This window comes from Alcanivorax sp., assembly GCF_051117345.1.
In the GTDB taxonomy this organism is placed as follows: Bacteria; Pseudomonadota; Gammaproteobacteria; order Pseudomonadales; family Alcanivoracaceae; genus Alcanivorax.
Window position 1 is genome coordinate 1 of record NZ_JBNPEC010000254.1, and the last position, 25,840, is coordinate 25,840.

Sequence of the window (25,840 nt, forward strand, 5' to 3'; positions counted from 1 at the left end):
TCCTGTGCCCGCAACGAAATGAGCAACCTGCAGCAGCTGGCGGCTACCGCAGGCCTGGAGCACTTTACCGCCATTCTTGCCGACGCCATTCTGCGCCGCCCGGATCTGCTGAAAAAGATGGACCCGGCCGTTCGTGACCTGTGGGTGTGGCACGCTATCGAAGAAACCGAACACAAGGCCGTAGCCTACGACTTGTACATGGATGTCAGCGGCAACTATCTGGAGCGCCAGCGACTCTTCCTCTCCAGCACCGCCTACCTGATCGGCTTCTCCAGCTACTTCACCTGGCAGATGCTCAAGCGCGACAATGCCCACCGCAAACCCCTCACCCTGGCCAAAGGGCTGTGGAAAGGGTTCGGCTACAAAGGCGTGATCAGCAGCATCATCCCCGCCTGGTTCAGCTACCTGAAACCCGGCTTTCATCCCTGGGATGATGACAACAGCGCACTCATTGAAAAATGGCGGGCGAGCCTGCCTCAGCCCAAGGAAAAAAACGCAGCGTAAATCAATTGATAATGAATAATTAATAGTTAATAACGTCGCGAACCCTGTCTGTTTTGCCTTAAACGCAAGAGGCCGCGCCCAACCTATGGGCGCGGCCTCTTTACTTTGAGAAAAGCTGGCGCAGAGCGCGCAACTATTAATTATTAACTGTTAACTATTAATTGCCTTTTTACCCTTCCTGCAACAACTTCCGCAGATCCACCAGCGCCGCATTGGCACGCGACACATAGTTGGCCATGACCAGCGAATGATTGGCCAGCATGCCGAAGCCATCGCCATTGAGAATCAGCGGACTCCACAGGGTTTCCTGGGTCGCTTCCAGTTCGCGCACCATCTGGCGGAAGCTGACAGTGGCATTCTTTTTCCGTAGTACTTCGGCGAAGTCGACCTCGGCGGCACGCATCAACTGGGTCAGCGCCCAGGTTGCGCCCCGTGCTTCATAAAACGCATCGTCGATTTTCAACCAGGGCGTTTTCACAAAGTCTTCTTCATTACCGGGCTTGGCAACGGACTCGGCACTACCCACATCCATATTCAGCTCACTGCGCCCCACACTCTGGCTCAGTTTCAGGCTCAGGGAACCCAGCCGGCTCTGCACTTCGTTGAGCCAGTAATTGAGGTTGTCCGCCCGGGCATAGAATTTTCCGTCGCCTTCGTTGGCATCAGTGAGCCGCTCCAGATAGCGCTGCAGGGCCTTGATGCCTCGGCGGTATTCACTTTCCGTGGCCGGCATGGCCCAGCTTTGTGCATCAAAATTGAATTGAGGCTCGGCAATAGCCAGATCCCGGTCTTCCTGGCTCTGGGACTGGGAGCGGCTCATATCCCGACGCAACACCCGGGTGAAATCACGCACCTGCACCAGTACGCCGTATTCCCAGGCAGGCATGTTATCCATCCACAGACGGTGGGGCAGGATATCGTTACTGAGATAGCCGCCCGGCTTGGACAGCAAGGTGTCGGAAACGAAGATAAGTTCACGAGCAATGGTTTCCCCGGCAACCGCGTTCTCGCGACTGGGCAATTCACGCAGATCAGGCTCCTGGCTCCAGTACCAGCTCAGCAGAACATCCACCAGCAGTAGCAACCCCAACAACCACAGTATCCCTTTCCAAATCCGGTTATGGCGGGGGTCGAGCATGGCGTCACCCATTTTTTCGCTGAATTTTTCGTTACTCATGATCACTCCCAAGATCCATCTGCAAATCACTATACAATAGGCCGACGGTGAAAACTTCCTGCACCCGGCCAGAAATATGCACCGCCCGGGTCAACACCCTTTGCCTTCTGCCCACCCACTGGCGAGAATAGCGGCCCGACGCCACTGCGCTACCGGACTTTGCGGGTTACAGGCAATGAAACTTCCCGCCCTTTTGCGCATCGAAGCAGTGGCCATCATAGGAGACAGGCATGCGATCAGCTTGGCAACCGCTACTTTTCATTATTGCGCTTTTCCCGGTGTGGGCGGGTGCCAGTGACCTGTTCGGGGACGACCCGCTACCCACCGTGGACGAAGCCATCCAGCTTGTCACGGATGCCGACTGGGACAACCAGCAACTGCTGCTGGATTTCGAGCTGATCGACGACGTTTACCTGTACCAGCACCGTTTCGGGTTCAGCCTGCGTGACCAGAACGGCAATGTGCTGGAGGATTTCGCTGACTACGCCCTGCCCCCCGGCAAGGACAAGACCGACGAGATTTTCGGGGATGTGCAGGTCTACTTCGACCGGCTGTCCCTGACCCTGCCGGTAACCAGCGTACCGCTGGTGGCGACCGAGCTAGAGGTGCGCTACCAGGGCTGTATCGAGGACACCCTTTGCTACCCACCCACCCAAAAAATCATCCCGCTGGCCAACCCGTCACCGGCAAAAAAGTCTCCGGCCGCGACCACGGCCACCCCCACTGAGTCCGCCAGCACCTACACTGATGACGGCGGTTTTCTCAGCACCCTGCAATCCGAAGACGCCAATGCCTTTAACCGGTGGATGTCCGATCGCTCTCTGGGGCTGATTATCGGCCTGTTCTTCGTGGGCGGCCTGCTGCTGGCGTTCACGCCTTGTGTCTTCCCTATGGTGCCGATCCTGTCCGGGATCATTGCCGGCGAGAAGGAGCCCAGTGCCAGTCGCGGCTTTGTGCTTAGCACCAGCTATGTGCTGGGCATGGCGGTGCCCTACACCCTGGCCGGCCTGCTGGTTGCGGTATTCGGCGCCGGGCTCAACCTGCAATTTCTGCTGCAACAGCCCGCGGCCATCATTACCTCCACGGTAATCTTCGTGTTGCTGGCGCTGTCCATGTTCGGCCTTTATGAGCTGCAACTGCCCGCCTTTCTGCGTAACAAGCTGCACCAGCCCGGCGAGAGCAAGCGTGGCAGCCTGTTCGGTGCCGCCATCATGGGGACCATCTCTGCCCTGGTGGTCTCTCCCTGTGTCACGCCGATCCTGGCCGGTGCACTGATCTATGTGGCCGCCAGCGGCGATGCCCTCACCGGCGCCGCTTCCCTGTTTGCCCTGTCCATGGGCATGGGCTTACCGCTGATTATCTTTGGCACCGGCGGCGGCAGCCTGCTGCCTCGGGCCGGCATGTGGATGGAAGAGATCAAACGCTTCTTCGGCGTGGTCATGCTCGGGGTGGCCATCTGGCTGCTGGATCGCATCATCAACGGCACCATTACCTTGGGCCTTTACGGTCTGCTGCTGGCGGTCTACGGCGTGCAGCTCGGCGCCCTGGAAGCCGCCGGCGAAGGTCTCGCCCGACTCAAGCGCGGCATCGCCCTGGTGCTGGCCCTGTATGGCTCGGTGATGATTGTCGGCGCGCTCAGTGGCGGCGACGATCCGCTGCAACCCCTGGCGCCGATGACGCAATCGGCACCGGCAGCTACCACTGCCACGGTCCCGGGGGCACACGGGCCCTGGCAGACCATTCTGGGACGCGACAATTTGAGCAGCGCCCTTGCCGGTTCCCGCCAGGCAGGCAAGCCGGTGCTGGTGGATTTCTTTGCCGAATGGTGTGTGGCCTGCAAGGTGCTGGAGGAAACCACCCTCAGCGACCCGCAGGTACTGGCCGCCATGGAAGACTTCGATCTCTATCGGGTGGATATTACCGAGATCAACGCAGACAGCCAGGCGATCATGGAGCAATACAACATCCTCGGCCTGCCGGCGCTGGTGTTCTTCACACCCGAGGGTACGGAACTGCCTGAATCCCGGGTGCTGGGAGAAATGAAGCCTGAGCGCTTTCTCCAGCACCTGGAAAAACGTGTCATGCCAGGGCTCTGACATCCGCCACAGAAAGGGAGCGGCGCGTAAGGGGATCTGCCATTCCCTCACCATAGGAGCGTCGCTGGCGGCGCGATGACAGAGCACGGTCAAAAGCACTTTCACCACAGAGGGCACAGGGTTCACCGAGAAAATCATTCTTTCCCTCAGTGATCTCTGTGTCCTCTGTGGTAAATCTATCTTTTCAGGGGCTGGGCTATCGCGCCGCCAGCGACGCTCCTACGAAAACGCAGAGGAGCCTAGAGCCTCCCCCAGAAACAAAAATCGTGAAACAGTACCGATTGCCCGGCATCTTCCGGTAACTTGTAACGAATGTTGTAAAACCCTTTTTTCTGTCATGATTTCCCCCTAATATTGCACAAGTGCCAAAAACGCCGGGATAACCGGTGCTTTTCCTGCACGTTCACGGCAAATAACGACAAATTCCCCAGGGGGGACCTGTTTTGGCTTCCATTCTGGTCTTACACGGCCCAAACCTGAACCTGCTCGGCACCCGCGAGCCGGACAAGTACGGCCACACCACCCTGGCCGATATCAATCAGCAATTGCAGGCTCAGGCCAGTGATGCAGGCCATCACTTGCAGCATCTGCAAAGCAACGCGGAATACGAGCTGGTTGAGCGGATCCACGATGCCCGCACCGAAGGCATCGACTTCATCATCATCAATCCGGCGGCATTCACCCATACCAGCGTGGCCCTGCGTGACGCCCTGCTGGCGGTGGACATCCCCTTTATCGAGGTGCACCTGTCCAACGTGCATGCCCGGGAAAGCTTCCGCCATCACTCTTATTTTTCCGATATTGCCCAGGGCGTGATCTGCGGGCTCGGCGCAACCGGCTACCCGCTGGCGCTGACCGCCGCCCTTGAACAACTGGATGGTTAATACATGGATATTCGCAAGGTAAAAAAACTGATCGAGCTGCTGGAGGAATCCGGCATTGAAGAGCTGGAGATCTGTGAGGGAGAAGAGTCCGTGCGCATCAGCCGCGGCTCCCGTCACCCTGCAGCGCCGGCACATTACTATGCCGCCCCACAGGCTGCCGCGCCCGCCCCGGCTCCGGCCCCTGCTCCCGCTGCTGAAGCCCCGGCGCCGGCTGACAACACCCCCAGCGGTCATCTGGTGCGCTCGCCCATGGTCGGCACTTTCTACCGCTCTCCGTCGCCGGGCGCGTCCTCCTTTGTCGAGGTAGGCAAGAAAGTTCAGGCTGGCGACGTACTGTGCATCGTCGAAGCCATGAAGATGATGAACCAGATCGAAGCGGACAAGTCCGGCACCATTGATGCCATCCTTGTGGAAGACGGCGAACCGGTTGAGTTCGATCAGCCTCTGTTCTCCATCGTTTAACGGAGGCATCTCATGCTGGAAAAGGTTGTCATTGCCAACCGCGGCGAAATCGCCCTGCGCATCCTGCGCGCTTGCAAGGAGCTGGGCATTCGCACCGTGGCGGTTTATTCCAAGGCGGACCGGGATCTTATGCACGTGCGACTGGCTGACGAGGCTGTCTGCATCGGCCCGGCCTCGTCCACCGAGTCCTACCTGAACATCCCGGCGATCATCAGTGCTGCGGAAGTGACCGACGCCGACGCCATTCACCCCGGGTATGGTTTTCTCGCGGAGAACGCGGATTTTGCCGAAAGCGTGGAACGCTCCGGCTTCACCTTTATCGGCCCCAAGGCAGACACCATTCGCCTGATGGGCAACAAGGTAGCCGCCATTGAAGCCATGAAAAAGGCCGGTGTTCCTACCGTGCCCGGCTCCGACGGCCCCCTGGGTGACGATGGCGATGCCTCTCTGGCCATGGCCGAGAAGATCGGCTACCCGGTGATCATCAAGGCTGCCGCAGGCGGCGGTGGTCGTGGCATGCGCGTGGTGGAAGAGGCCAAGCACCTGCTCAACGCCATCACGCTGACTCGCTCCGAAGCCAAGAACGCTTTCGGCGACGCCACCGTCTACATGGAAAAATTCCTGCAGAAGCCCCGCCATGTGGAAGTGCAGGTGCTGGCAGATGGCGCCGGCCATGCCATCCACCTGGGCGACCGGGACTGCTCGCTGCAACGTCGTCACCAGAAAGTGGTGGAAGAGGCCCCAGCACCGGGCATTCCCCAGCACCTGAAAGACGAAGTGGCCGAGCGTTGCGTCAACGCTTGCAAGGAAATCAATTACCGGGGCGCCGGCACGTTCGAGTTCCTCTACGAAAATGAAGGCTTCTACTTCATTGAGATGAACACCCGCGTGCAGGTGGAACACCCGGTCACCGAAATGATCACCGGTGTCGACATCGTCAAGGAACAGCTGCGTATCGCCAGCGACGAAGGCCTGCAATTACAGCAGTCCGACATCACCTTCCTGGGCCATGCCATCGAAGTTCGTGTTAACGCGGAAGACCCGGTGCGCTTCACCCCCTGCCCCGGCAAGATCACCTATTTCCACGCTCCCGGTGGCAATGGCGTGCGGGTGGATTCCCATATCTACAGCGGCTACACCGTGCCCCCCTACTACGATTCCCTGATCGGCAAACTGATCACCTGGGGCGAGAACCGCGAGATCGCCTTCGCCCGCATGAAAAATGCGCTGGACGAAATCGTGGTGGAAGGCATCAAGACCAATGTGGAGCTGCATCGCAACAAGATCTTCAAGGACAAGGCCTTCATTGCCGGCGGGGTGGATATTCACCACCTGGAGAAAAAATTAAACAGCAGTGAATAGTGAATAATTAACAGTTAATAGTTCGCGTTCACCGTTAGCTGCTATCCTTACCCAGGAGGCCGCGCCCAACTCTTGTGCGCGGCCTCGTACGTATGAATAACCCCTGCATTTCTCGCGCAGCTATTAATTATTCACTGTTAACTATTAACTAGAGCGAAGCGACAACATGGCCTGGCTCCAGCTACATCTTGCCACCACCGAAGCCCACGCGGATGCGTTCCAGTCCGCGCTGGAAGACATGGGCGCTTGTGCAGTCACGCTTACCGATGGCGCCGACCAGCCGGTGTTCGAGCCGCCTCCTGGTGCCCGCCCGCTGTGGCAGAACACTGTAGTCAGCGCCCTGTTCGATGCCGACCGTGACCCGGCATTGATCCTCGCGGCCCTGCAACAACAGGGACTGGACGCCCAGGCCCATCACCACGAGACGCTGGATGATCAGGCCTGGGAACGGGCCTGGATGGATGACTTCGCCCCCATGCGCTTCGGCGAACGGCTGTGGATCGTCCCCAGCTGGAGCGAATCACCGGATCCGCAGGCAGTGAACCTGAAGCTGGACCCGGGACTGGCCTTCGGCACCGGCACCCACGAAACCACTGCCCTGTGCCTGGAATGGCTGGATAGGGCTGACCTGCAAGGCAAGGCAGTGCTGGATTTCGGTTGCGGCTCCGGGGTGCTGGCCATCGCCGCTCTGCTGCTGGGGGCCGGCAATGCCACCGGCACCGACATCGACCCCCAGGCGCTCACTGCCAGCGAGGATAATGCCCGCAATAACGGTGTCGCCGACGGGCTCAGCCTCTACCTGCCGGAAAATCTGCCGGCGGATTACCGCTGTGATGTACTGGTCGCCAATATCCTCGCCGGCCCCCTGGTGGAGCTGGCCGCGCAACTGGCCGGCTACTGCCGCCCGGGCGGCACCCTGGCCCTGTCCGGCATTCTTGCCGAGCAGGCGGAGTCGGTGCGCAGCGCCTATACCCCCTGGTTCGACCTGAATCCCACCACCCAGCAGGGTGACTGGGTGCGAATCGACGGAGTACGACGTAAAACTGAGTGACAGGTCCTTGCGGCCTGTCCCGCTTTTTCTGTAAAACATACCTGACTCATCTGCACGCGTTTTCTGGATTCCAGGGTTGCGCAAAGTGTTCCGTGAAAGCCTGTTGCGTGCAGCATGTTGCGTCTCGTCCAATAACAATCAGGCGAAAGCCATGGCCGCCCAATACAAGACCCGCTGCCCGCACTGTGCAGCCCAGTTCAAGATTACCGAAGAACACCTGAAGCAGGCCCGCGGCGCGGTTCGCTGTGGTTCCTGCCTGCAGATTTTTCAGGCCAGTGACTACCTGATTGATCCGCCCCCTGCCAAGGAAGAACCCGCCGGCGACCGCTGGGCCGGAGCCCTGGAAAGCGAAAACGCCAGCGTGCCAGACAGCGCCGGGCAAACCTTTGATGATGACGATGATGGCGCCTCCTCCAGCCCCAGCATCGAGGGCATGGAGCTGAGCGACTCCTTCATCAATCTGGATGAAGATGCCGCCACCTCCGGTCTCGGCGAAGACTTTTCCGATATGCAGGGCGCCGGTCGCGCCAGCCACAATGAAAATGCTGACGAGGCCTGGGCCGAAGCCCTGCTCAAGGAACTGGAAGACGACGAGGACCAGCCAGCAAAGCAGGAAACCCGCCAGCCCGCCAGCTTTGGCCCGCGGGAAAGCCAGGCAGACAAACGCAAAGCGCCTTCACCGCCGCCACAGGCCAAAAAGAAACCGGCTCCCAAACCAGCAAAGGATGACGACGAAGACGACCTCTTCGGTGGTCTGGACCTGTTTGGTGACGACCTGACCGAGGAACCGGTGCCGCTGTCCCGGCCAGTACGCGAACGCGACGCGCCCTTTCGCCAACAGCGCGACTGGGGCGGCCTGCTCAAGTGGAGCGGCCTGTCCGTGCTTGCCCTGGTGGTATTGGTGGGACAATACGCCTACTTCAATTTCGACGACCTGGCCCGCAGTCCGCAATGGCGACCACTCTACCAACAGGCCTGCGGTGTGCTTGGCTGTCGGCTGCCCAACCGCACTGACATCAGCAAGCTGCGCGGCGCCAACCTGGTGGTACGCAGCCATCCGGATTACGCCAACGCCCTGATCGTGGACGCCATCCTGTTCAATGAAGCCCGCTACCCGCAACCCTTTCCGGAGCTGGAGCTGAGCTTCAGTGCCCTCAACGGCAATCCGGTCGCCAGCCGTCGCTTCAGCCCGGCGGAATACCTGCGAGGCGACCTGACTAACCTGGAGGCCATGCCGGTGAACACCCCTCTGCACATCTCCCTGGAAATCGTCGATCCTGGCGAGCAGGCGGTAAACTATAACCTGCGTCTGCTGCCCGCCATGGATGAACAGGAGCGGGTCAGCCAGCGGTAACAGGGCTGACGCAAGGCGGAAATGGGCGAGAGCCTATCTCCGCCATTAATGGCCAACCTGACACGCACACCCAGCCTCGGTGTCAGGTGCCCCCGGCAAGATCAGCGAGTAACGAGGTACGAGTCTCGAACAGCGAAAGCCCCGACGGCTTGGCTTCTCGAGACTCGTACCTCGCTCCCCGCAACTAACCACTCAGGTAACACCATCGCATTTGCCTCAGCCTGAAATTGCGCATTTTTTACCCCGCGCCCTTTCATCCCCGCGTCCCGCTCACTATCATTAGCGCCCCTTTTGACACATGCCATCCCGACCCTATGCAGATCGGCCCATATACCTTGCCCAATTCGCTGATTCTGGCCCCCATGGCCGGCGTCACGGATCGCCCGTTCCGGCGTTTGTGTCGGGATCTGGGAGCAGGTCTGCTGGTGTCGGAAATGGTGACCTCGGACACCCGTCTGTGGAACTCTCGAAAGTCACGCCAACGGCTTGATCACAGTGGTGAGCCCGGCCCGGTGTCGGTGCAGATTGCCGGCGGTGAGCCGGCCATGCTGGCCGACGCGGCCCGCGCCAATGTGGATCATGGTGCCCAGATCATTGATATCAATATGGGCTGCCCGGCAAAGAAAGTGTGCAAACGCGCTGCAGGCTCTGCCCTGCTGGCTGACCCGGACCTGGTGGCCCGCATCCTGGATGCCGTGGTCGCTGCCGTGGACGTCCCGGTAACCCTGAAGATTCGTACCGGACCCGATCGCGACCATCGCAACGCGCTGGAGATCGCCCGTATCGCGGAAGCGGCGGGTATTCAGGCCCTCGCTATCCATGGCCGCACCCGTGCCGACAAGTTCAACGGTGACGCCGAGTACGCCTCCATCGCCCAGGTGGTGGCCGCGGTGAATATTCCTGTTATGGCTAACGGTGACGTGGATAGCCCGGAAAAAGCTAAACGGGTACTGGAATCCACCGGCGCGGGTGGTATCATGATCGGCCGCGCTGCACAGGGGAACCCGTGGATCTTCCGGGATACCCTGCATTACCTCGAGCACGGCTCGCTACCCGCAGCGCCGTTCGTAACGGAAGTCCACGACTGTGTGCAACAGCACCTCGCCGAACTCCACCAGTTCTACGGAGAGTTCATGGGAGTGCGTATCGCACGCAAGCATCTGGGCTGGTATACGCAAAACCTGCCCGGAGGGGAAGACTTCCGGCGCGGATTTAACACACTGGAAAATGCCGCCGATCAACGGCTGGCAATCGAGCAGTTTTTCCAACAGATAAACGCCACGACCGACCGGGTACGATTCGGTTGTTATGGCGAGGTGTCTGCCCGGAAGAAAAACGGAGCCTTGGCCGATGACCCTTTCTTCAGTTAACACAGCCGCTGCACGGACACTTACTGAAATGAACATCGCAGAAGCACGAAAGCCGCACCTGACTATTGCGCGCAGCGAAACCCACGACACTCTGCGCAATTGTGTGCGACGTTCGTTAAACGATTATTTCAACCAGCTGGACGGTGAGGCCGTAAGCGAACTCTACCCGATGGTACTGGCGGAAATGGAAATCCCGCTGCTTGAGAAAGTGCTCGAGTACACCCGCGGCAACCAGACCAAGGCCGCCGAGCTGCTGGGCCTGAACCGCGGCACCCTGCGCAAGAAGCTCAAGCAGTACGGTCTGCTTTAAGCACGACCACAGCGATAAAGGGCAGTCCTTACTGCCCTTTTTTTGTTTTTAAATGAACCACTTATCCCAGAACGCAACTTGGTGAAATCCCATGAGCAACGCGGTTGAACGTGCACTGATCAGTGTTTCCGACAAGACAGGTATCGTCGAATTTGCAAAGGCCCTGGCCGAGCAAGGCGTGGAAATTCTTTCCACCGGCGGCACCTACAAGAAACTGCAGGACGAAGGCATCGCCGTGCGCGAAGTCTCCGACTACACCGGTTTCCCGGAAATGATGGCCGGCCGGGTGAAAACCCTGCACCCGAAAGTGCACGGCGGCATCCTCGGCCGCCGCGGCCAGGACGAACAGGTCATGGCCGACAACGACATCAGCCGCATTGATCTGGTGGTAGTCAATCTCTACCCGTTCGAAACCACCGTGGCCAACCCGGACTGCTCACTGGAAGACGCCATCGAGAACATCGATATCGGCGGCCCGACCATGGTGCGTTCTGCCGCCAAGAACAACGCCAGCGTTGGCATTGTTACCGCCGCTGCTGACTATCAGCGCGTACTGGACGACATGGCCGCCAACAATGGCGCCCTGTCCGACACCCTGCGTTTCGACCTGGCCATCAAGGCGTTCGAACATACCGCCGCCTATGACAGCGCCATTGCCAACTACTTTGGCAAGAAGGTGGGCGAGAACAATCAGGATTTCCCGCGCACCATCAATCTGAACTTCGAAAAGACCCAGAACATGCGTTACGGCGAGAACCCGCACCAGAAAGCGGCCTTCTACACCGAGCGCAATCCGGCAGCGGCCTCCATCGCCACCGCGAAACAGCTGCAGGGCAAAGAACTGAGCTACAACAACATTGCCGACACCGACGCGGCGCTGGAGTGCGTAAAAGGCTTCACCAAGCCCGCCTGTGTGATCGTCAAACATGCCAACCCCTGCGGTGTGGCAGTGAGTCTGGACGGCATCGGCAACGCCTATGACCTGGCCTTTGCCACCGATACCGAATCTGCCTTCGGCGGCATCATCGCCTTCAACCGCGAGCTGGATGCCGCCACCGCCCAGGCCATTGTCGACCGTCAGTTCGTGGAAGTGATCATCGCCCCTTCTGCCACCGACGAGGCCCTGGCCATCACCGCCGCCAAGAAGAATGTGCGTGTGCTGGTATGTGGCGAGATCGAGGGTGCGGCAGCGGCAGGCCTGGACTACAAGCGCGTCAATGGCGGCCTGCTGGTACAGGACCGCGATATCGGCATGATCACCGAAGGCGAGTTGAAAGTGGTCACCAAACGTGCCCCCACCGAAGCCGAGATGCATGACCTGATCTTCGCCTGGAAAGTGGCCAAGTTCGTCAAATCCAACGCCATTGTCTACGCCAAGAATCGCCAGACCGTAGGCGTGGGTGCCGGCCAGATGAGCCGCGTCAACTCTGCCCGCATCGCCGCCATCAAGGCCGAGCATGCCGGCCTGCAGGTAGAAGGCTCGGTCATGGCTTCCGACGCCTTCTTCCCGTTCCGCGACGGCATCGACAATGCCGCCAAGGTAGGCATCAGCTGCGTGATCCAGCCGGGCGGTTCGATCCGCGACGAGGAAGTCATCGCCGCTGCCGACGAAGCCGGCATGGCCATGGTCTTCACCGGCATGCGCCATTTCCGTCACTAACAGCATCACTCTGTAGGAGCGGCGCTCCTGCGGCGAACCTGAAAGGGTTGAGGTAGACATGAAAGTTCTGATCATTGGCGGCGGTGGCCGCGAGCATGCGCTGGCCTGGAAAGTGGCGCAGGCCGCTCAGGTAGAAAAAGTCTTTGTGGCGCCGGGCAATGCCGGTACCGCCCGCGAAGCCAAGCTGGAAAACGTGGCCATTGATGTGCTGGATCAGTCGGCGCTGCTGGCCTTTGCCCAAGACAATAACATTGACCTGACCATCGTCGGCCCGGAAGCGCCGCTGGTGGAAGGGCTGGTAGATAACTTCCAGGCCAATGGCCTCAAGTGTTTCGGCCCCAGCAAGGCAGCGGCGCAACTGGAAGGCTCCAAAGCCTTCACCAAGGATTTCCTGGCCCGCCAGAACATTCCCACCGGCGCCTACGGCAACTTCACCGATATGGACGAGGCCCTGGCCTATGTCCGTGAACAGGGCGCCCCCATCGTCATCAAGGCCGACGGCCTGGCAGCGGGCAAAGGCGTGATTGTCGCCATGACCCTGCAGGAAGCCGAAGACGCCGTGCGCGACATGCTGGACGGCAACAAGTTTGGCGACGCCGGCCACCGCGTGGTGGTGGAAGAGTTTCTGGAAGGCGAAGAAGCCAGCTTTATCGTCATGGTGGACGGCAAGAACGTGCTGCCCATGGCCACCAGCCAGGACCACAAGCGCGTGGGCGACGGCGATACCGGCCCCAACACCGGCGGCATGGGTGCCTACTCCCCAGCCCCGGTGGTCACCGATGCGGTCTACCAGCGCATCATGGACGAGGTGATCACCCCCACCGTGGAAGGCATGGCTGCCGAGGGTATGCCCTACACCGGCTTCCTTTACGCCGGGCTAATGATCAACCCGGATGGCGCCCCCAAGGTGATCGAGTACAACTGCCGCTTCGGCGACCCGGAAACCCAGCCGATCATGATGCGCCTGCAATCCGATCTGGCCGCCCTGTGCCTGGCGGCCCTGGACGGCAAACTGGACCAGACCGAGATCCAGTGGGACCCGCGCCCTACTCTCGGCGTGGTCATAGCCGCTGGCGGTTACCCGGACAGCTACGACAAGGGCGACGTGATCGACGGCCTGGATCAGGCCGATTCCGACACCGTGAAAGTATTCCATGCCGGCACCGCCGAGAAAGACGGCCAGGTCGTCACCAGTGGCGGGCGTGTGCTCTGCGTTACCGGTGTCGGCGATACCGTCAGTGAAGCCCAGGCCAACGCCTACCTTGGTGTGAAGCAGATCACATGGCGCAACGCCTATCACCGCACGGACATCGGTTACCGTGCAGTGGCCCGCGAAAAGTCATAAAGTAGTAGCAACTAAGAAGTAAGGGTGAGCCCACCAGGGGCTCACCCACCAACGCTGCACTTTTGTATACCGCTGGGGGTTAGCAATGAGCGATGTCGTCGCCGACATGTCTCGTCTCGAGAATTTCATTCCCTTTGACTGCCTGGGCGAATCGCACCTGAAGGAAATTCAGGGCCAGATCGACGTCATCAAGATCGGCCCCGGGCGACTGCTGTTCAAACGCGGCCAGACCAGCGACAAGGCCTATTTTCTGGTGGAAGGCTCTGTGGATCTCACCGACGCCAGTTTCCAGGTACGCCACTTCGCCGCCGATGACGACGAGAATTATCTGGCGCTGGATAACTATCCAGAACACACCATCAACGCCATTAGCGCAGAAACCACCACCCTCTACGCCATCGATCGTAACAAGCTGGATCTGCTGATGACCTGGACCCAGGCCGCCGAATCCATGCTGGATGAAGACGATGACGAAAGCGAACGGGACTGGATGGATGCGCTACTGTCCTCAGAACTGTTTTCCGCCATACCACCGGCCATGATTCACAGCCTGTTCGTGAAATTCGAGGAACGGGACGTGCAGCTTGGCGAAACGGTGGTCACGGAAGGCGAGGATGGCGACACCTTCTTCGTGATCAAGCAGGGCAAGGCCATGGTCACCCGCTCCAAGGGAGCCAAACAGGAAACCCTGGCGGCTCTGTCCGCCGGGCGCTTCTTCGGCGAAGACGCCCTGATCAGCGACAGCCCCCGCAATGCCACCATCACCATGACCAGCGACGGCATACTGATGTGCCTGGGCAAACAGGATTTCCAGTCCATCCTGCAAGACTCGGTGATCCGCCATCTCAGCGAAGACGAGCTGGATACCATGGTGCTGGAGGCGGAAACCGCCTGCATTCTGGTGGATGTGCGCCTGCCCATGGAGTTCCGTCACGACCGCACCCCGGGTGCCCGCAACCTGCCACTCAACGAACTGCGCCGCGAAGTCCACAACCTGGAAAAAGATTTTTTCTATGTAGTGTGCGGTGATGGTCGACGCAGCGAGCTGGGAGCCTATATCCTCTCGGAAGCGGGCCTAAATGCCTATGTGCTGGACCGGGGAAAAGCGACGGATGCAAACAAACCAACGGAAGTGGCCTGACTCTTTTCTGTTCAGAGGCGCCCTGATACTGCTGCTGAGTCTGGCGGGCAGCCTCTGCCGGGCCAATCCGGAGCCACCACCGCCCTTTGTGATCCACAGCCTGCCAGACCAGGCGCGGATTACCATCTACTCCGAATACCTGCGCGACCCCTCCGGCGAGCTGGACATCGAGACCGTCAGCCAGCTACCGGCCATGGATCGCTTCCAACCGGCTACGCGCTATATAGAACGCCTGGGTATCCGCAATGGTAACTGGTGGGTGCGCGTTGCCATCAAGAACGAACTGGGCAATCAGCACGATTTCGCCCTGCATCTGCGCGGTAATCCGGCGGCACAACTCTATCTGTCTGACGGAGACGGCGGCTACCGCCAACTCGACCCGGAACAGCGCATTCCCAGCCGCGGCAGCAGTTTCCAGGTACATCTGCCCACCGGCGAAACCCGACTCGCCTATCTGCAATTGCCACCCCGAGCCTATCTCACTTACGGGCTCACCCTGACCACCGTCAACGGCTTGCTGCAAAGCCAACAACAGCAAAATGCCATCTACATGCTGCTTGCCGGTGCCCTGTTGATCCTGGCGCTCTACAACCTGATTGTCGGTGCCCTGCGTGGCGGCGCCACCTACTATTACCACTGCGGCTTTATCCTCAGCATCCTGCTGATCGGACTGACCCTGGCAGACTTGCTGCCCCAGGCCCTGCGTGAAAATAACCTGCTGCACCCTCGGCTGCTGTTTGCCGGCATGATGCTGGCCATGTGGTCGGCCACCGGCTTGTCACGCAGCTTTTTCAACCTGTCAGACCAGACAGGCTGGCTGCATTACTGCACCCGTCTGCTGCAGATGCTGGCCCTGGCCAATCTGCCTTTTACCGTCATTCTGCCGCTGGCCGCCGCCGGCTACATCAGTTTCGCCCTGGTCACCCTGGCCACCCTGTTTCTGCTCACCATGGGCTACACCGCCTGGCACCGGGAAATCACCGGCGGCGGACTGTTTTTCATGACGTCCCTGCTGATCAGCTTCCCGGCCTTGCTGATCTGCCTGGCCTGCCTGGGAATTGTGCAAACCGGCGCGGAACTCCCCCAATGGCTGCTGGGCGCTACCGTGCTTGAGGCGTTGACTCTGGGCATCGGCTTGCGGCTGCAGCACAGCCAGCAAGCCCGTCTGCAGATCGAGAAGAAGCGCTCCGAGGCGGTTGCCGACACCGTGGACAGTACCCGCCGGGAAACCCTGTCACGGATCGGCCATGATATTCGCACCCCGCTGAGCGGCATCCTGGGGATGGCGGAAATTCTTGGCGACACCCCGCTTACCCCCAACCAGCGCGAATGCGTCGGCGCCATCCAGAATGCCGGCGACAGCCTGCTACGCATCATCAATGACGTACTGGAGCATTCACAGCTATCCACCCAGGGGGCGGACATCAATCACAGCGCCCTGGACATCCATGACCTGATCATGGAGGCCATCGACCTGTTCAAGGAAAAGGCCGAGGAAAAACAGATCGAACTGATCACCCACGTGCATACCAATGTGCCCACCAGGGTAATCGGCGACGCCGGGCGACTACGCCAGATCCTCACCAACCTGATGGGCGCCCTGGTTCGTCATGGCAGCCACGGGGAACTGGTGGTGGATGTGTCCATGGAGCCCACCGGCCAGGCGGATCGGGTTCGCTTCGGGTTCTCCGGCAGCGCCATCAGCGACGACATTCTCAAACGCCTGCGCAACACCACCAAGCAGCCGGAAAGCAGCCACCTGAGCCTGGCCATCGCCGAACAACTGGTGGAAGCCCTGCACGGCCGCATGGGCACCCTGCAGGATCAGCGCGGCGCCCATTACTGGTTTGTGGTTCCCCTGCCGCCGGAAATCACCGATGCGCCACCTCCGGTAATGGTGGATACCTCAGCGCTGGAAGGGCGCAGCCTGCTGGTGGTTGATGATTCCAGCACCGTGACCCGGGTACTGCGCCATCACGCCTTGTCCTGGGGCATGCGTGTCACCGCCTGCCACGACCCCCGTGAAGCGCTGGCCTCCCTGCGAACCCAGGCCAACATCAACGAGCCCTACGACGTGGTGGTGCTGGACCACAACATGCCCGGCATGGACGGTATGCAACTGGCCGCGCGGATCCACGAAGACCCGGTGATCATGCATCCCACCGTGCTGGTGATGCTCACCGGCATCAGCCTGGCTCCCACCGCCACCCAGGCCCGCAACGTGGGCATCCACCGGGTGCTGTCGAAACCGGTGTCCGCCCCGCGCCTTCGCCAGGTACTGGCCGAGGAACTGGGGTTGGGCCACCGCCCCCTTCCCAGCAAGACCGAGCACAAGCCCGACCCACAACTGAACATCCTGGTAGCAGAAGACCATTACCTGAGCCAGAAAGTGATTCGTGGCATGCTCGCCAAACTGGGTCTCAAGGCTGACATCGCCTCCAACGGCCAGGAAGCACTGACCCTGGCCGAGAAGCACCGCTATGACCTGATTCTGATGGATTGTGAAATGCCGGAGATGGACGGCTTCGAAGCCACTCGACGGATTCGTCAGTACGAGCAGAAACAGGGTCTGCCAGCGGTGCCCATTGTCGCCCTCACCGCCCATATCCTGCGCGAGCACAAGGAACGCAGCCTGGCGGCAGGCATGAATGCCCACCTGCCCAAGCCGGTGGAGTTGAATGTGCTACGCGATACCCTGGTGCGCTTTACCCGCCCCGACGCCACTGATTCGGACTTGTTCCTCGCCAACGACGAAATGCCCGACTGAAAGAACTGGATTCGGCGAAGCCCACCAGCAGGGCGATCTCGGTCAGCGACAGGGCCGGGTCCTGGAGATAGAGCTCCGCCAGACTCTGGCGCAAACCATCAAGGATTTCCGCAAATCGCAATGAACGGCGGGCCAGCCGGGCACTGAGCGTGCGGGCAGGCATCCCCAGGCTATCCGCCACGGATTCCAGCGATGGCTCGCCATCCGCCAGCTGCTGATAGATTCGGGCGCGCACGGCACTGACCAGATTAGTGTTAGCGTCGAAGTCGGCGAGCAGGTCGCGGGCCTCCCGCTCCATCATCACCGACAGCCCCGGGTCCGCTGATTCCAGCGGCAATGTCAGGTACGCCGCCGGCAACTCCACCCCATCGAAATCCGCTGCAAACAGTACCGGCGCATCAAAAAATGTCTGATAGCGTTGCTCGTCCTCCGGCGCCGGGTGGCGGAAACATACCCGCGTCGGACTCAGCTCCCGCGTTATCAGCGGGCGCATGAACGCCACCCACCCGGTCACCGCCGCCTCGGTGAGATAACGGCCCGGCTCCCCGGCCAGCGGGCACTGCCAGCTCAGACGTACCGTATCGCCATGGTGCGAGAGCTGCGTTTCACCCAGTTTGCCGGACAGGCTTTCAAAGCGGATCAGACGGTCGATGGCCTGGCCCAGGTCGCGGCTGGCCAGAATCACATAACCCAGCACCTGATAAGAGCGGGGCTTCACCCGCTTGCCGATTTCGAAACCCAGGCCGGAATCGCCGCTGGCCTGCAGAATTACCAGAAACAACCGCAGCACATCCACCAGCGGCAACAATTGTCCCGGCTCCGAAAAGGGTGCCTCGGTGAGCCCCGCCTGCTGCAACACCGCGTCCCGGGACAGGCCGTAATGTGCCAGCAAAGGTGGAAGCACTGCATCCACATAGGCTGCCGTGAGGCTCTGATCGGAGCCGGCCAGACCGGGATCAAGTACCGGCATGAACTGCCCTGCCCTGGCACCACTGCCGCAGCCGCGCCAAGGATTCCGCCATGGTCACCGACAGCGGCACAGTGGCCGCCAGCTCCGCCTCCAGCAGCGCCTGATCCAGCACGCCATCGGCGGCGCCGGCACTGTAGAGACCGGCCACGACGGCCTGTTCAATCTCCGCCCCGGTAAACCCGTCGCTATGCGCAGACAAAGTAGGCAGATCGAACCGCTCGCTCGCCTGGCCACGTTTTTCCAGGTGGATACGGAAAATCACCTCCCGCACCGCCGGCGACGGCAGATCCACAAAGAAGATTTCGTCCAGGCGCCCCTTACGGATCAGTTCCGGTGGCAGGCGCTCAATGTCGTTGGCCGTGGCCACCAGGAACACCTGGCTCTGGTTCTCCGCCATCCAGGTGAGCAGGGTACCCAGCACCCGCCGTGAGGTGCCGCCATCGTTGTCGCCCACGGCGATGCCCTTTTCGATTTCATCGATCCACAGCACACAGGGAGACATGGTCTCGGCCAACTCCAGGGCCTCGCGCACGTTGCGCTCGGATTCACCGAAGAACTTGTTGTAGATCGCCCCCATGTCCATGCGCAGCAGTGGCAACCCCCACAATCCGGCTACGGCTTTGGCAGCCAGGCTTTTGCCGCCGCCCTGCACGCCCACCATCATGATTCCCCGAGGACTGTCGATATCGCTTTGCCCGTGAAACGCTTTCTCGCGCTTGCCCAACCAGTCTTTCAGCCCCTGCAAGCCGCCCACGTCGGCAAAGCTTTCCGTGTCGTACTCATAGCTGAGCACGCCGTCCATTTCCATCAAGGCAAACTTGGCCTTGTTGATCTCCGGCAAGTCAGCCTCGGTAATGGCACCGTCGTGGATAATGGCACCCCGAGCCAGCTTGCGGGCATCCTCCACGCTCAGACCGCGCAGGTTACGCACCAGTCGATCGAGCGAATTCCGGTCTGCCCGCACACGCTCCCCTTTTTCCTGTTTGAAACGACGGGCTTCATCCTGAACGATGTGCTCCAGCTGCTTCTCATCGGGCATGGACAGGGAAAAGCGGGTGCAGTAACGGCGAATTTCCGCAGGAATGGAAAACTGGTGGCTGATCAACACCAGGGTATGATGCAGACGCTCATGATGCAGGGCGATTTCCTTGAGCAGGCGCACCTGTTTGGGCTCACCCTCCAGATAGGGATGCAGATCGCATAACGCATAGATGCCCGGCTCATTGGTGCCACGAATCTGCCCCAGCACGGCGTCGGGTTCCACCGTATGCTTCTGGCTGGGCGCGTCTTCGAACTCCAGCCGGCGCAGGCCATCCACTCCGTTCCAGGCAAACACCGGCCTGCCCTCGCGCATACCCAGCCGGCGAATCAGGTCCAGCGCCCGCAACTCTTCCCAGGTCTCGATGACCACGATGGGGTAACGGGATTCCAGCAGCATTTTCAGGTCGTTCAGGTCACTCATTTGTTATCATTCTTCACAGGTCACTGTCAGCGCTATGCTAGCATGAAGCCTGACACTGTTTTGTAGGGCCAGGGGAAATCACGCCCTGATCAAAAGCGCCGTGTTTTCACTGCTACCCTGTGCCTTGCGTGGCAAACCGTTTTGGAAGATCCCCATGAGCGAACGTCGACTGTCACCGCTGGATAAACTGCTGGCCCGAGCCGATAACGCCCTGCGCACCCTGACGCCAGGTACCATCCAGGCGGAGCGAGCCCCGGCCCATGCGTCCCCAGCACCGGATGCCCCGGAAGCCGGCAGCCTGCCCACCGACAAGCGCCGTCATGTGCTGGGGCTGATGCGCATCAATCATACCGGTGAAGTGTGCGCCCAGGCCCTGTATCAGGGCCAGGCCAGCACTGCCAGCCTGCCCCATGTGCGCCATGCCATGGAGGAAGCAGCCCGTGAGGAAGAGGATCACCTGGCCTGGTGCGAGGAGCGGATTCAGGAGCTCGGCGGTGTCCCCAGCAAGCTTAACCCGCTGTTCTACGCAATGAGCTATGCGGTGGGCGCCACTGCCGGTCTGGTCGGTGACCGCTGGAGCCTGGGCTTTGTCTCGGAAACGGAAAACCAGGTGGTCAAACATCTGGAAGCCCACCTGTTCCAGGTCCCGGAAAGCGACCTGCGCACCCGCGCCATTCTGGAACAGATGAAAAGCGACGAGCTCAAACACGCCGTCACCGCCAAAGACGCCGGCGGCGCCGACCTGCCCCCACCAGTACGCCACGCCATGACGCTGATGAGCAAGGTGATGACGTTTACCACCTACAGAATCTGAGCAGCGCGCTGAAAAAACACCTGTAGGAGCGCCTCTCGAGGCGCGAACCGAGCCTTGGCGAGGTAACCCTTCAAAACCCGACTGATCTCTCTATCGAAACTCTGTCACGGTCTGGAGTGTTTGATCTCCCTTCGGTCGATTCCGTGCTTCGCACGGTTCGCGCCGCAAGAGGCGCTCCTACAGAGGCTCCGTGAGAGACGCTTGGCCATAAAACGCAAGAGGCCGCGCCCAACCTATGGGCGCGGCCTCTTTGCTTTCTACTACAACTGGAGATTGGCGCGAACTGTTAACTATTCACTATTAACTGTTAACTGCCCTTCTCACCCCATATTCCGGCTGTAGAAGATCTCCAGCATCTCGGTGCGCAGGCGGTCCTTGATCTGTTCCAGCTCTTCCAGCTCGAACTCATCGCTGCCGGCGCCGAACAGGTAGTTGTCGATATCGAAGTCCTTGAGCAGCATCTTGGTGTGGAAGATGTTCTCCTGGAACACATTCACATCGATCATCTGATAGGCATTCTGGGTGTCTTCGGTGAGGAAGTTCTGGATCGAATTGATATCGTGATCGATATAGTGCTTGGTGCCATCCAGATCCCGGGTCATGCCCCGCACCCGATAGTCGACGGTGACGATATCGGAATCAAAGCTGTGAATCAGATAGTTCAGCGCCCGCAGCGGTGAAATCACCCCGCAGGTAGACACATCCACATCCACCCGGAAGGTGGAAATGCCGTTATCCGGGTGGGATTCCGGGTAGGTGTGTACTGTCACGTGACTCTTGTCCAGGTGCGCCACCACGGAATCCGGCAGCGGGCCCGGGGCTTCCTCGTCCCAGTCGGTGCCATCCGGCGGGCTCTCGTGCTCGGCGATCAGCATGGTCACGCTGGCACCCTGGGGATCGTAATCCTGGCGAGCCACGTTGAGCACATTCGCACCGATGATCTTGGTCACGTTGGTGAGAATCTCGGTAAGACGCTCGGCATTATACAGCTCGTCAATATACTCGATGTACTCCTTGCGATGCTGTTCCGTCTTCGCATAGGCGATATCGAAAATATTGAAGCTCAAGGATTTGGTCAGGTTGTTGAAACCATGAACCGTAATCTTGGGATTGGGATCTTTCACCACAGCTGTACCCCGTCGGCGTCATCGCCACTAGAAAACCAACACACCACCGCAGAGTCTGCGGTTACCTGTTTGCGAGACCTCAGGGCCTCAGCTTGGGAGCCTCTGAATCACTCCTTGCCTCCGGCTTGCACCGGAACCAGTGAGGGCAGGAATCAAGCGTCCTGGCCCTCAATGGTATAACTATGGGTGATCTCAACACCACCTCGAGTCAGCATGATGCTGGCCGAGCAATACTTCTCCGCCGACAGCTCCACTGCCCGCTTCACCTGGGCTTCTTTAAGGTTATTGCCGCTGACGATGAAGTGCAGATGAATCTTGCTGAATACCGCCGGCACCTCATCGACGCGCTCGGCAGTCAGTTCGCAGCGGCAATCCGTCACGTCCTGGCGGGACTTCTTGAGGATATGCACCACATCAAAGGAAGAGCAGCCGCCGACGCCCAGCAACAGGGTCTCCATGGGACGCGGTCCCCGGTTCTGACCACCGTGATCCGGTGGACCATCCATGAGCACCGTATGGCCGCTTTCTGTCTGCGCTTCATAGCAGGCTTCGCCCTGCCATTTAACCACTGCTTTCATGGGGGATCTCCCAGGTTCCAGTCACCGCTCCAGGCTGCCTTTATCCAGCCCCGAAAGGGGGCGCAGAGTACCATAGCGCGGGGGCGCCGCCACCCCCCTGACAGGCCAGGATGGCAGATAATTTTGTTGCCGTTCAGGCCACCCCGCTACCTGCCTGCCTGGTGCCGGTCAGCCGTAAGGCACCGTTTAGCCTGTGAAAATTGAGAGTGAGAGCCAGTTCCCTTGGCATCAATGATAAAAACAGGCAATATCCTTACGCTTATCAGCTAAGACATTTTTCTGGCTTAATATTGAGCGCCCATGACTGACGGCAACAAAATTATTCCAAATCTGGACCAGTTTCTGGCCCACTGCCATCGCCGCAAGTACCCGGCGAAGAGCACCATCATTTATGCGGGTGATGAATCGGATGCGCTTTACTATATTTTGAAGGGCTCCGTGACGGTCATGATCGAAGACGACGATGGTCGTGAAATGATCATGGCGTACCTGAATGAAGGTGATTTCTTCGGTGAGATGGGGTTGTTCGAGAACGACCCATCACGTTCTGCCTGGGTAAAAGCCAAGACTGAATGCGAAGTCGCCGAAGTCAGCTACGGCAAATTCAAGCAACTGGCCCGGGAAGACGCCGACATCCTGTTCGCCGTTTCCGCCCAGATCGCCGGTCGCCTGCGCGCCACCACCCGCAAGGTGGGGGATCTGGCGTTCCTGGATGTGACTGGCCGCGTAGCCGGCACCCTGCTGGACCTGTGCAAACAGCCCGACGCCATGACCCATCCGGACGGCATGCAGATCAAGGTCACCCGCCAGGAAATCGGCCGCATCGTCGGCTGCTCCCGGGAGATGGTCGGCCGGGTACTGAAGAACCTGGAAGAACAGGGGCTGGTGTCTGTGAAGGGCAAGACCATGGTGGTTTACGGAACGCGGTAAAAGGCAGTTAACAGTTAATAATGAATAGTTAATAGCTGCGCGTCGAACACCTTCAGATACTGAAAGCCAAGAGGCCGCGCCCAGATGATGGGCGCGGCCTCTTGCGTTTAACGACAGAACAAACCTGGTCCGCGACACTGTTAACTGTTAACTACCCTTGAACGCTGCCATCTCCCGCTGAATGAAGTGCTCCACCAAGTCCCGGTAAAGCTGCTCGACCATATCCGCATCCAGCCCTTCCTGCTCCGCCCATTCTCTTCTGGTCTGGAGCATGGTTCTGAATCGCTCCGGTGCACGCACACCGTCTTCGCTGGTTTTGAACGCTGCGGCGGCATGGACATACCCGCCCCTTTCGCCCAGCAATGCAATGATTTGCCTGTCGCGGCGGTCAATTTCGGCACGGATGTCCTCCATGCCCAGGCACTCCTCTGCTGACTTTCCTGTCATTCCAACTCCCTATTCTGGCGTTAAAACGAAGAAGCCGCACCCACTTCATGGGCGCGGCCTCCAACATTCTCTGCACCGCACCAACCTTCCCCGCGCAGCTATTAACTATTCACTATTAACTGTTAACTAAAAAAACAACGCCTTCAGCGCCGCCCCCGGGTCATCTGCCCGCATAAAGGCCTCGCCCACCAGGAACGAATTAATACCGTTCTTGCGCATCAGCTTCACGTCTTCCGTAGTGAGGATACCGCTTTCGGTGACGATCATGCGGTCGCCGGGCACCTTTTCTGCCAGAGACAGAGTGGGGTTGAGGCTGGTCTCGAAAGTATGCAGGTTGCGGTTGGTGATACCGATCAGCTCGGCATGGAGCTTAACCGCACGCTCCAGCTCTTCCTCGGTATGCACTTCCACCAGCACATCGCAGCCGACCTGCTGGGCGGCGTGGTAGAGCTCGTTCATCTGCTCATCCGACAAGGCCGCCGCGATCAGCAAAATGGCGTCGGCCCCCATGGCCCGGGACTCGAAGATCTGCCAGGGGTCGATCATGAAGTCCTTGCGTAACACCGGGAGATTCACCGCGTTGCGTGCGGCACGCAGGTAGTGCTCATCACCCTGAAAGAAGTCCTTGTCGGTGAGCACCGACAAACAGGCCGCGCCGTTTTTCTCGTAGCTGCGAGCAATCTCCACCGGATCGAAATCATCACGGATCACGCCCTTGCTGGGAGAGGCCTTCTTGATTTCGGCGATCACTGCCGGCTGGTGGTCACGCACCCGGTCAAACAGGCTGGAAATGAATCCCCGGGCCTTGCGCTCGTTGGCGGCCATGGCCTCCAGCTCACCCAGGGTGTAGTTGTTCTTGCCGACCGCAATTTCTTCCTGCTTGCGGGCAATGATCTTGTCGAGAATGGTGCCTGTGCTCATAACCGCTCTCCTTATCAGTCCGCAGCCGTGAGGGCCGTGCTGTATTGAGCCAGCTCACGCATGCGCTCTGCTGCCTCTCCATTGTGTATCAGGTCTTCGGCCATGCGTACCCCTTCTTTGTGAGTCCGGGTGATACCGCTCACATAGATGGCCGCACCGGCATTCAGGGCAACCATGTCCGCCGCCTTGCGGGCCGCGTCATTGCTGCGTTTGCCGAAAGCATCGCGAATCAGGGCCAGGGAGGCGTCCGAGTCGGTCACATCCAGGCCGACCAGTGAATCGGAGTCCAGGCCCAGGTCTTCCGGGGTCACGTCGTATTCGCTGATGTCCCCGTTACGGAATTCCGCCACATGGGTACGGGTGGCCAGGCTGATCTCGTCCAGGCCATCCTTGCTGTGCACCACCATCACGTGCTCGGCGCCCAGACGCCCCATCACTTCTGCCATGGGCCGGCACAGCTTCTCGGAGAAGACCCCCACCACCAGACGCTGCACGCCCGCCGGGTTGGTCATCGGGCCGAGAATATTGAACAGGGTGCGCATGCCCAGTTCCTTGCGCGGGCCCACCGCGTATTTCATCGCCTTGTGGTGATTGGGGGCAAACATGAAGCCCAGCCCCACGTTATCCACGCAGCTACCGATCTGTTCCGGGGTCAGGTCCAGGGCAATACCGGCGGTTTCCAGCAGGTCCGCCGAGCCGCTTTTGGAGCTCACCGAGCGCCCGCCATGCTTGGCGACCCGGGCACCGGCCGCCGCCGCCACAAAGGCGCTGGCCGAGGACACATTGAACAGGTTGGCGCCGTCGCCGCCGGTGCCGACGATATCCACCAGATACTGGCGGTTCTGCACCGGTACGGCGGTGACCAGCTCGCGCATGACCTGCACGCCACCGGTGATCTCGTCCAGAGACTCGCTCTTCATGCGCAGGGCTACTAGAAAGCCGCCAATCTGGGCGTCGGTGGCGCCGCCGGTCATGATCTGTCGCATGACCTCCTGCATTTCCGCGATGCTCAGGTCGATCTGCTCGACCACCTTGGCCAGGGCCTGCTGGATATTCATGCGGCGTCCCCTTGTTGTTCGTTTTTCAGAAAGTTCTCGAGCAGGGCATG

The 25,840-nt window shown here is 60.0% G+C and carries 23 protein-coding genes; 15 read left to right on the top strand and 8 right to left on the bottom strand.

What is annotated here, in order from left to right; genetic code table 11:
* A partial coding sequence (locus tag ACFE0K_RS15920; RefSeq protein WP_434537002.1) for a metal-dependent hydrolase occupies positions 1-504 on the top strand: 504 nt, incomplete at its 5' end.
* Positions 505-673: 169 nt separating this feature from the next.
* On the opposite strand, the gene ACFE0K_RS15925 is transcribed toward ACFE0K_RS15920, so the two are convergent.
* Positions 674-1,681 (bottom strand): DUF2333 family protein, encoded by a 1,008-nt coding sequence (locus ACFE0K_RS15925; RefSeq protein ID WP_434537003.1) that lies wholly within the window; start codon positions 1,679-1,681, stop codon positions 674-676.
* 230 nt (positions 1,682-1,911) lie between these two features.
* Here ACFE0K_RS15925 and dsbD point away from each other — a divergent pair, with 230 nt between their 5' ends.
* The 12 genes from dsbD (at position 1,912) to ACFE0K_RS15985 (ending at position 17,483) form a co-directional block, all read left to right on the top strand.
* A complete protein-coding gene (gene dsbD / locus ACFE0K_RS15930) occupies positions 1,912-3,777 on the top strand; it encodes a protein-disulfide reductase DsbD (protein WP_434537004.1) in 1,866 nt (621 codons plus the stop codon).
* A gap of 443 nt (positions 3,778-4,220) precedes the next feature.
* Entirely contained in the window at positions 4,221-4,661 is a 441-nt protein-coding gene (gene aroQ, locus ACFE0K_RS15935) for a type II 3-dehydroquinate dehydratase (RefSeq protein ID WP_434537005.1), read from the top strand.
* Between the two features lie 3 nt (positions 4,662-4,664).
* Positions 4,665-5,123, top strand: a complete 459-nt coding sequence (gene accB, locus ACFE0K_RS15940) for an acetyl-CoA carboxylase biotin carboxyl carrier protein (RefSeq protein WP_434537006.1) — start codon at positions 4,665-4,667, stop codon at positions 5,121-5,123.
* 12 nt (positions 5,124-5,135) lie between these two features.
* Positions 5,136-6,485 carry an acetyl-CoA carboxylase biotin carboxylase subunit gene (gene accC, locus ACFE0K_RS15945; RefSeq protein WP_434537007.1) on the top strand — a complete coding sequence of 450 codons (1,350 nt, stop codon included), beginning with the start codon at positions 5,136-5,138 and terminating at the stop codon, positions 6,483-6,485.
* Positions 6,486-6,651: 166 nt separating this feature from the next.
* Entirely contained in the window at positions 6,652-7,536 is an 885-nt protein-coding gene (prmA, locus tag ACFE0K_RS15950) for a 50S ribosomal protein L11 methyltransferase (RefSeq protein WP_434537008.1), read from the top strand.
* 151 nt (positions 7,537-7,687) lie between these two features.
* Positions 7,688-8,890: a zinc-ribbon and DUF3426 domain-containing protein gene (locus ACFE0K_RS15955; RefSeq protein WP_434537009.1), complete on the top strand. Its 1,203-nt coding sequence runs from the start codon at positions 7,688-7,690 to the stop codon at positions 8,888-8,890.
* A 314-nt stretch (positions 8,891-9,204) separates the two neighbouring features.
* A complete protein-coding gene (gene dusB, locus ACFE0K_RS15960; RefSeq protein ID WP_434537010.1) occupies positions 9,205-10,260 on the top strand; it encodes a tRNA dihydrouridine synthase DusB in 1,056 nt (351 codons plus the stop codon).
* 28 nt (positions 10,261-10,288) lie between these two features.
* On the top strand, positions 10,289-10,570 hold the full coding sequence (gene fis / locus ACFE0K_RS15965; RefSeq protein ID WP_434537011.1) for a DNA-binding transcriptional regulator Fis: 282 nt from the start codon (positions 10,289-10,291) through the stop codon (positions 10,568-10,570).
* Between the two features lie 91 nt (positions 10,571-10,661).
* Positions 10,662-12,230, top strand: coding sequence for a bifunctional phosphoribosylaminoimidazolecarboxamide formyltransferase/IMP cyclohydrolase (gene purH / locus ACFE0K_RS15970; RefSeq protein ID WP_434537012.1), 1,569 nt, complete (start codon positions 10,662-10,664; stop codon positions 12,228-12,230).
* A gap of 58 nt (positions 12,231-12,288) precedes the next feature.
* On the top strand, positions 12,289-13,575 hold the full coding sequence (purD, locus tag ACFE0K_RS15975; protein WP_434537013.1) for a phosphoribosylamine--glycine ligase: 1,287 nt from the start codon (positions 12,289-12,291) through the stop codon (positions 13,573-13,575).
* A gap of 85 nt (positions 13,576-13,660) precedes the next feature.
* The gene (locus ACFE0K_RS15980) at positions 13,661-14,716 is read left to right on the top strand and encodes a cyclic nucleotide-binding domain-containing protein (RefSeq protein ID WP_434537014.1); all 1,056 of its coding nucleotides are present in this window, start codon (positions 13,661-13,663) and stop codon (positions 14,714-14,716) included.
* On the top strand, positions 14,688-17,483 hold the full coding sequence (locus ACFE0K_RS15985) for a response regulator (protein WP_434537015.1): 2,796 nt from the start codon (positions 14,688-14,690) through the stop codon (positions 17,481-17,483). The genes ACFE0K_RS15980 and ACFE0K_RS15985 overlap by 29 nt, the downstream gene beginning before the upstream one ends.
* Here the strand turns inward: ACFE0K_RS15985 and ACFE0K_RS15990 are convergent.
* Together ACFE0K_RS15990 and ACFE0K_RS15995 are read right to left on the bottom strand one after the other, a co-directional pair.
* A complete protein-coding gene (locus ACFE0K_RS15990; protein WP_434537016.1) occupies positions 17,422-18,453 on the bottom strand; it encodes an AraC family transcriptional regulator in 1,032 nt (343 codons plus the stop codon). The two genes, ACFE0K_RS15985 and ACFE0K_RS15990, sit on opposite strands and share 62 nt — an antisense overlap.
* Complete coding sequence (locus ACFE0K_RS15995) at positions 18,440-19,915, bottom strand: AAA family ATPase (RefSeq protein ID WP_434537017.1); 1,476 nt, start codon at positions 19,913-19,915, stop codon at positions 18,440-18,442. Before ACFE0K_RS15995 ends, ACFE0K_RS15990 begins: the two co-directional genes overlap by 14 nt.
* A gap of 154 nt (positions 19,916-20,069) precedes the next feature.
* Here ACFE0K_RS15995 and coq7 point away from each other — a divergent pair, with 154 nt between their 5' ends.
* A complete protein-coding gene (gene coq7, locus ACFE0K_RS16000; RefSeq protein WP_434537018.1) occupies positions 20,070-20,729 on the top strand; it encodes a 2-polyprenyl-3-methyl-6-methoxy-1,4-benzoquinone monooxygenase in 660 nt (219 codons plus the stop codon).
* Between the two features lie 320 nt (positions 20,730-21,049).
* On the opposite strand, the gene speD is transcribed toward coq7, so the two are convergent.
* Complete coding sequence (speD, locus tag ACFE0K_RS16005; RefSeq protein WP_434537019.1) at positions 21,050-21,856, bottom strand: adenosylmethionine decarboxylase; 807 nt, start codon at positions 21,854-21,856, stop codon at positions 21,050-21,052.
* A gap of 152 nt (positions 21,857-22,008) precedes the next feature.
* Positions 22,009-22,434 carry an OsmC family protein gene (locus tag ACFE0K_RS16010; protein WP_434537020.1) on the bottom strand — a complete coding sequence of 142 codons (426 nt, stop codon included), beginning with the start codon at positions 22,432-22,434 and terminating at the stop codon, positions 22,009-22,011.
* A 300-nt stretch (positions 22,435-22,734) separates the two neighbouring features.
* Here ACFE0K_RS16010 and crp point away from each other — a divergent pair, with 300 nt between their 5' ends.
* Positions 22,735-23,364 (top strand): cAMP-activated global transcriptional regulator CRP, encoded by a 630-nt coding sequence (gene crp / locus ACFE0K_RS16015; protein WP_035250214.1) that lies wholly within the window; start codon positions 22,735-22,737, stop codon positions 23,362-23,364.
* 147 nt (positions 23,365-23,511) lie between these two features.
* Here the strand turns inward: crp and ACFE0K_RS16020 are convergent, their stop codons facing one another.
* From ACFE0K_RS16020 to trpD, 3 genes are all read right to left on the bottom strand, one after another.
* Positions 23,512-23,811 carry an isochorismate lyase gene (locus ACFE0K_RS16020; RefSeq protein WP_434537021.1) on the bottom strand — a complete coding sequence of 100 codons (300 nt, stop codon included), beginning with the start codon at positions 23,809-23,811 and terminating at the stop codon, positions 23,512-23,514.
* A 126-nt stretch (positions 23,812-23,937) separates the two neighbouring features.
* A complete protein-coding gene (gene trpC / locus ACFE0K_RS16025; RefSeq protein ID WP_434537022.1) occupies positions 23,938-24,732 on the bottom strand; it encodes an indole-3-glycerol phosphate synthase TrpC in 795 nt (264 codons plus the stop codon).
* Between the two features lie 14 nt (positions 24,733-24,746).
* The gene (gene trpD, locus ACFE0K_RS16030; RefSeq protein WP_434537023.1) at positions 24,747-25,790 is read right to left on the bottom strand and encodes an anthranilate phosphoribosyltransferase; all 1,044 of its coding nucleotides are present in this window, start codon (positions 25,788-25,790) and stop codon (positions 24,747-24,749) included.
* Positions 25,791-25,840 lie beyond the last annotated feature (50 nt).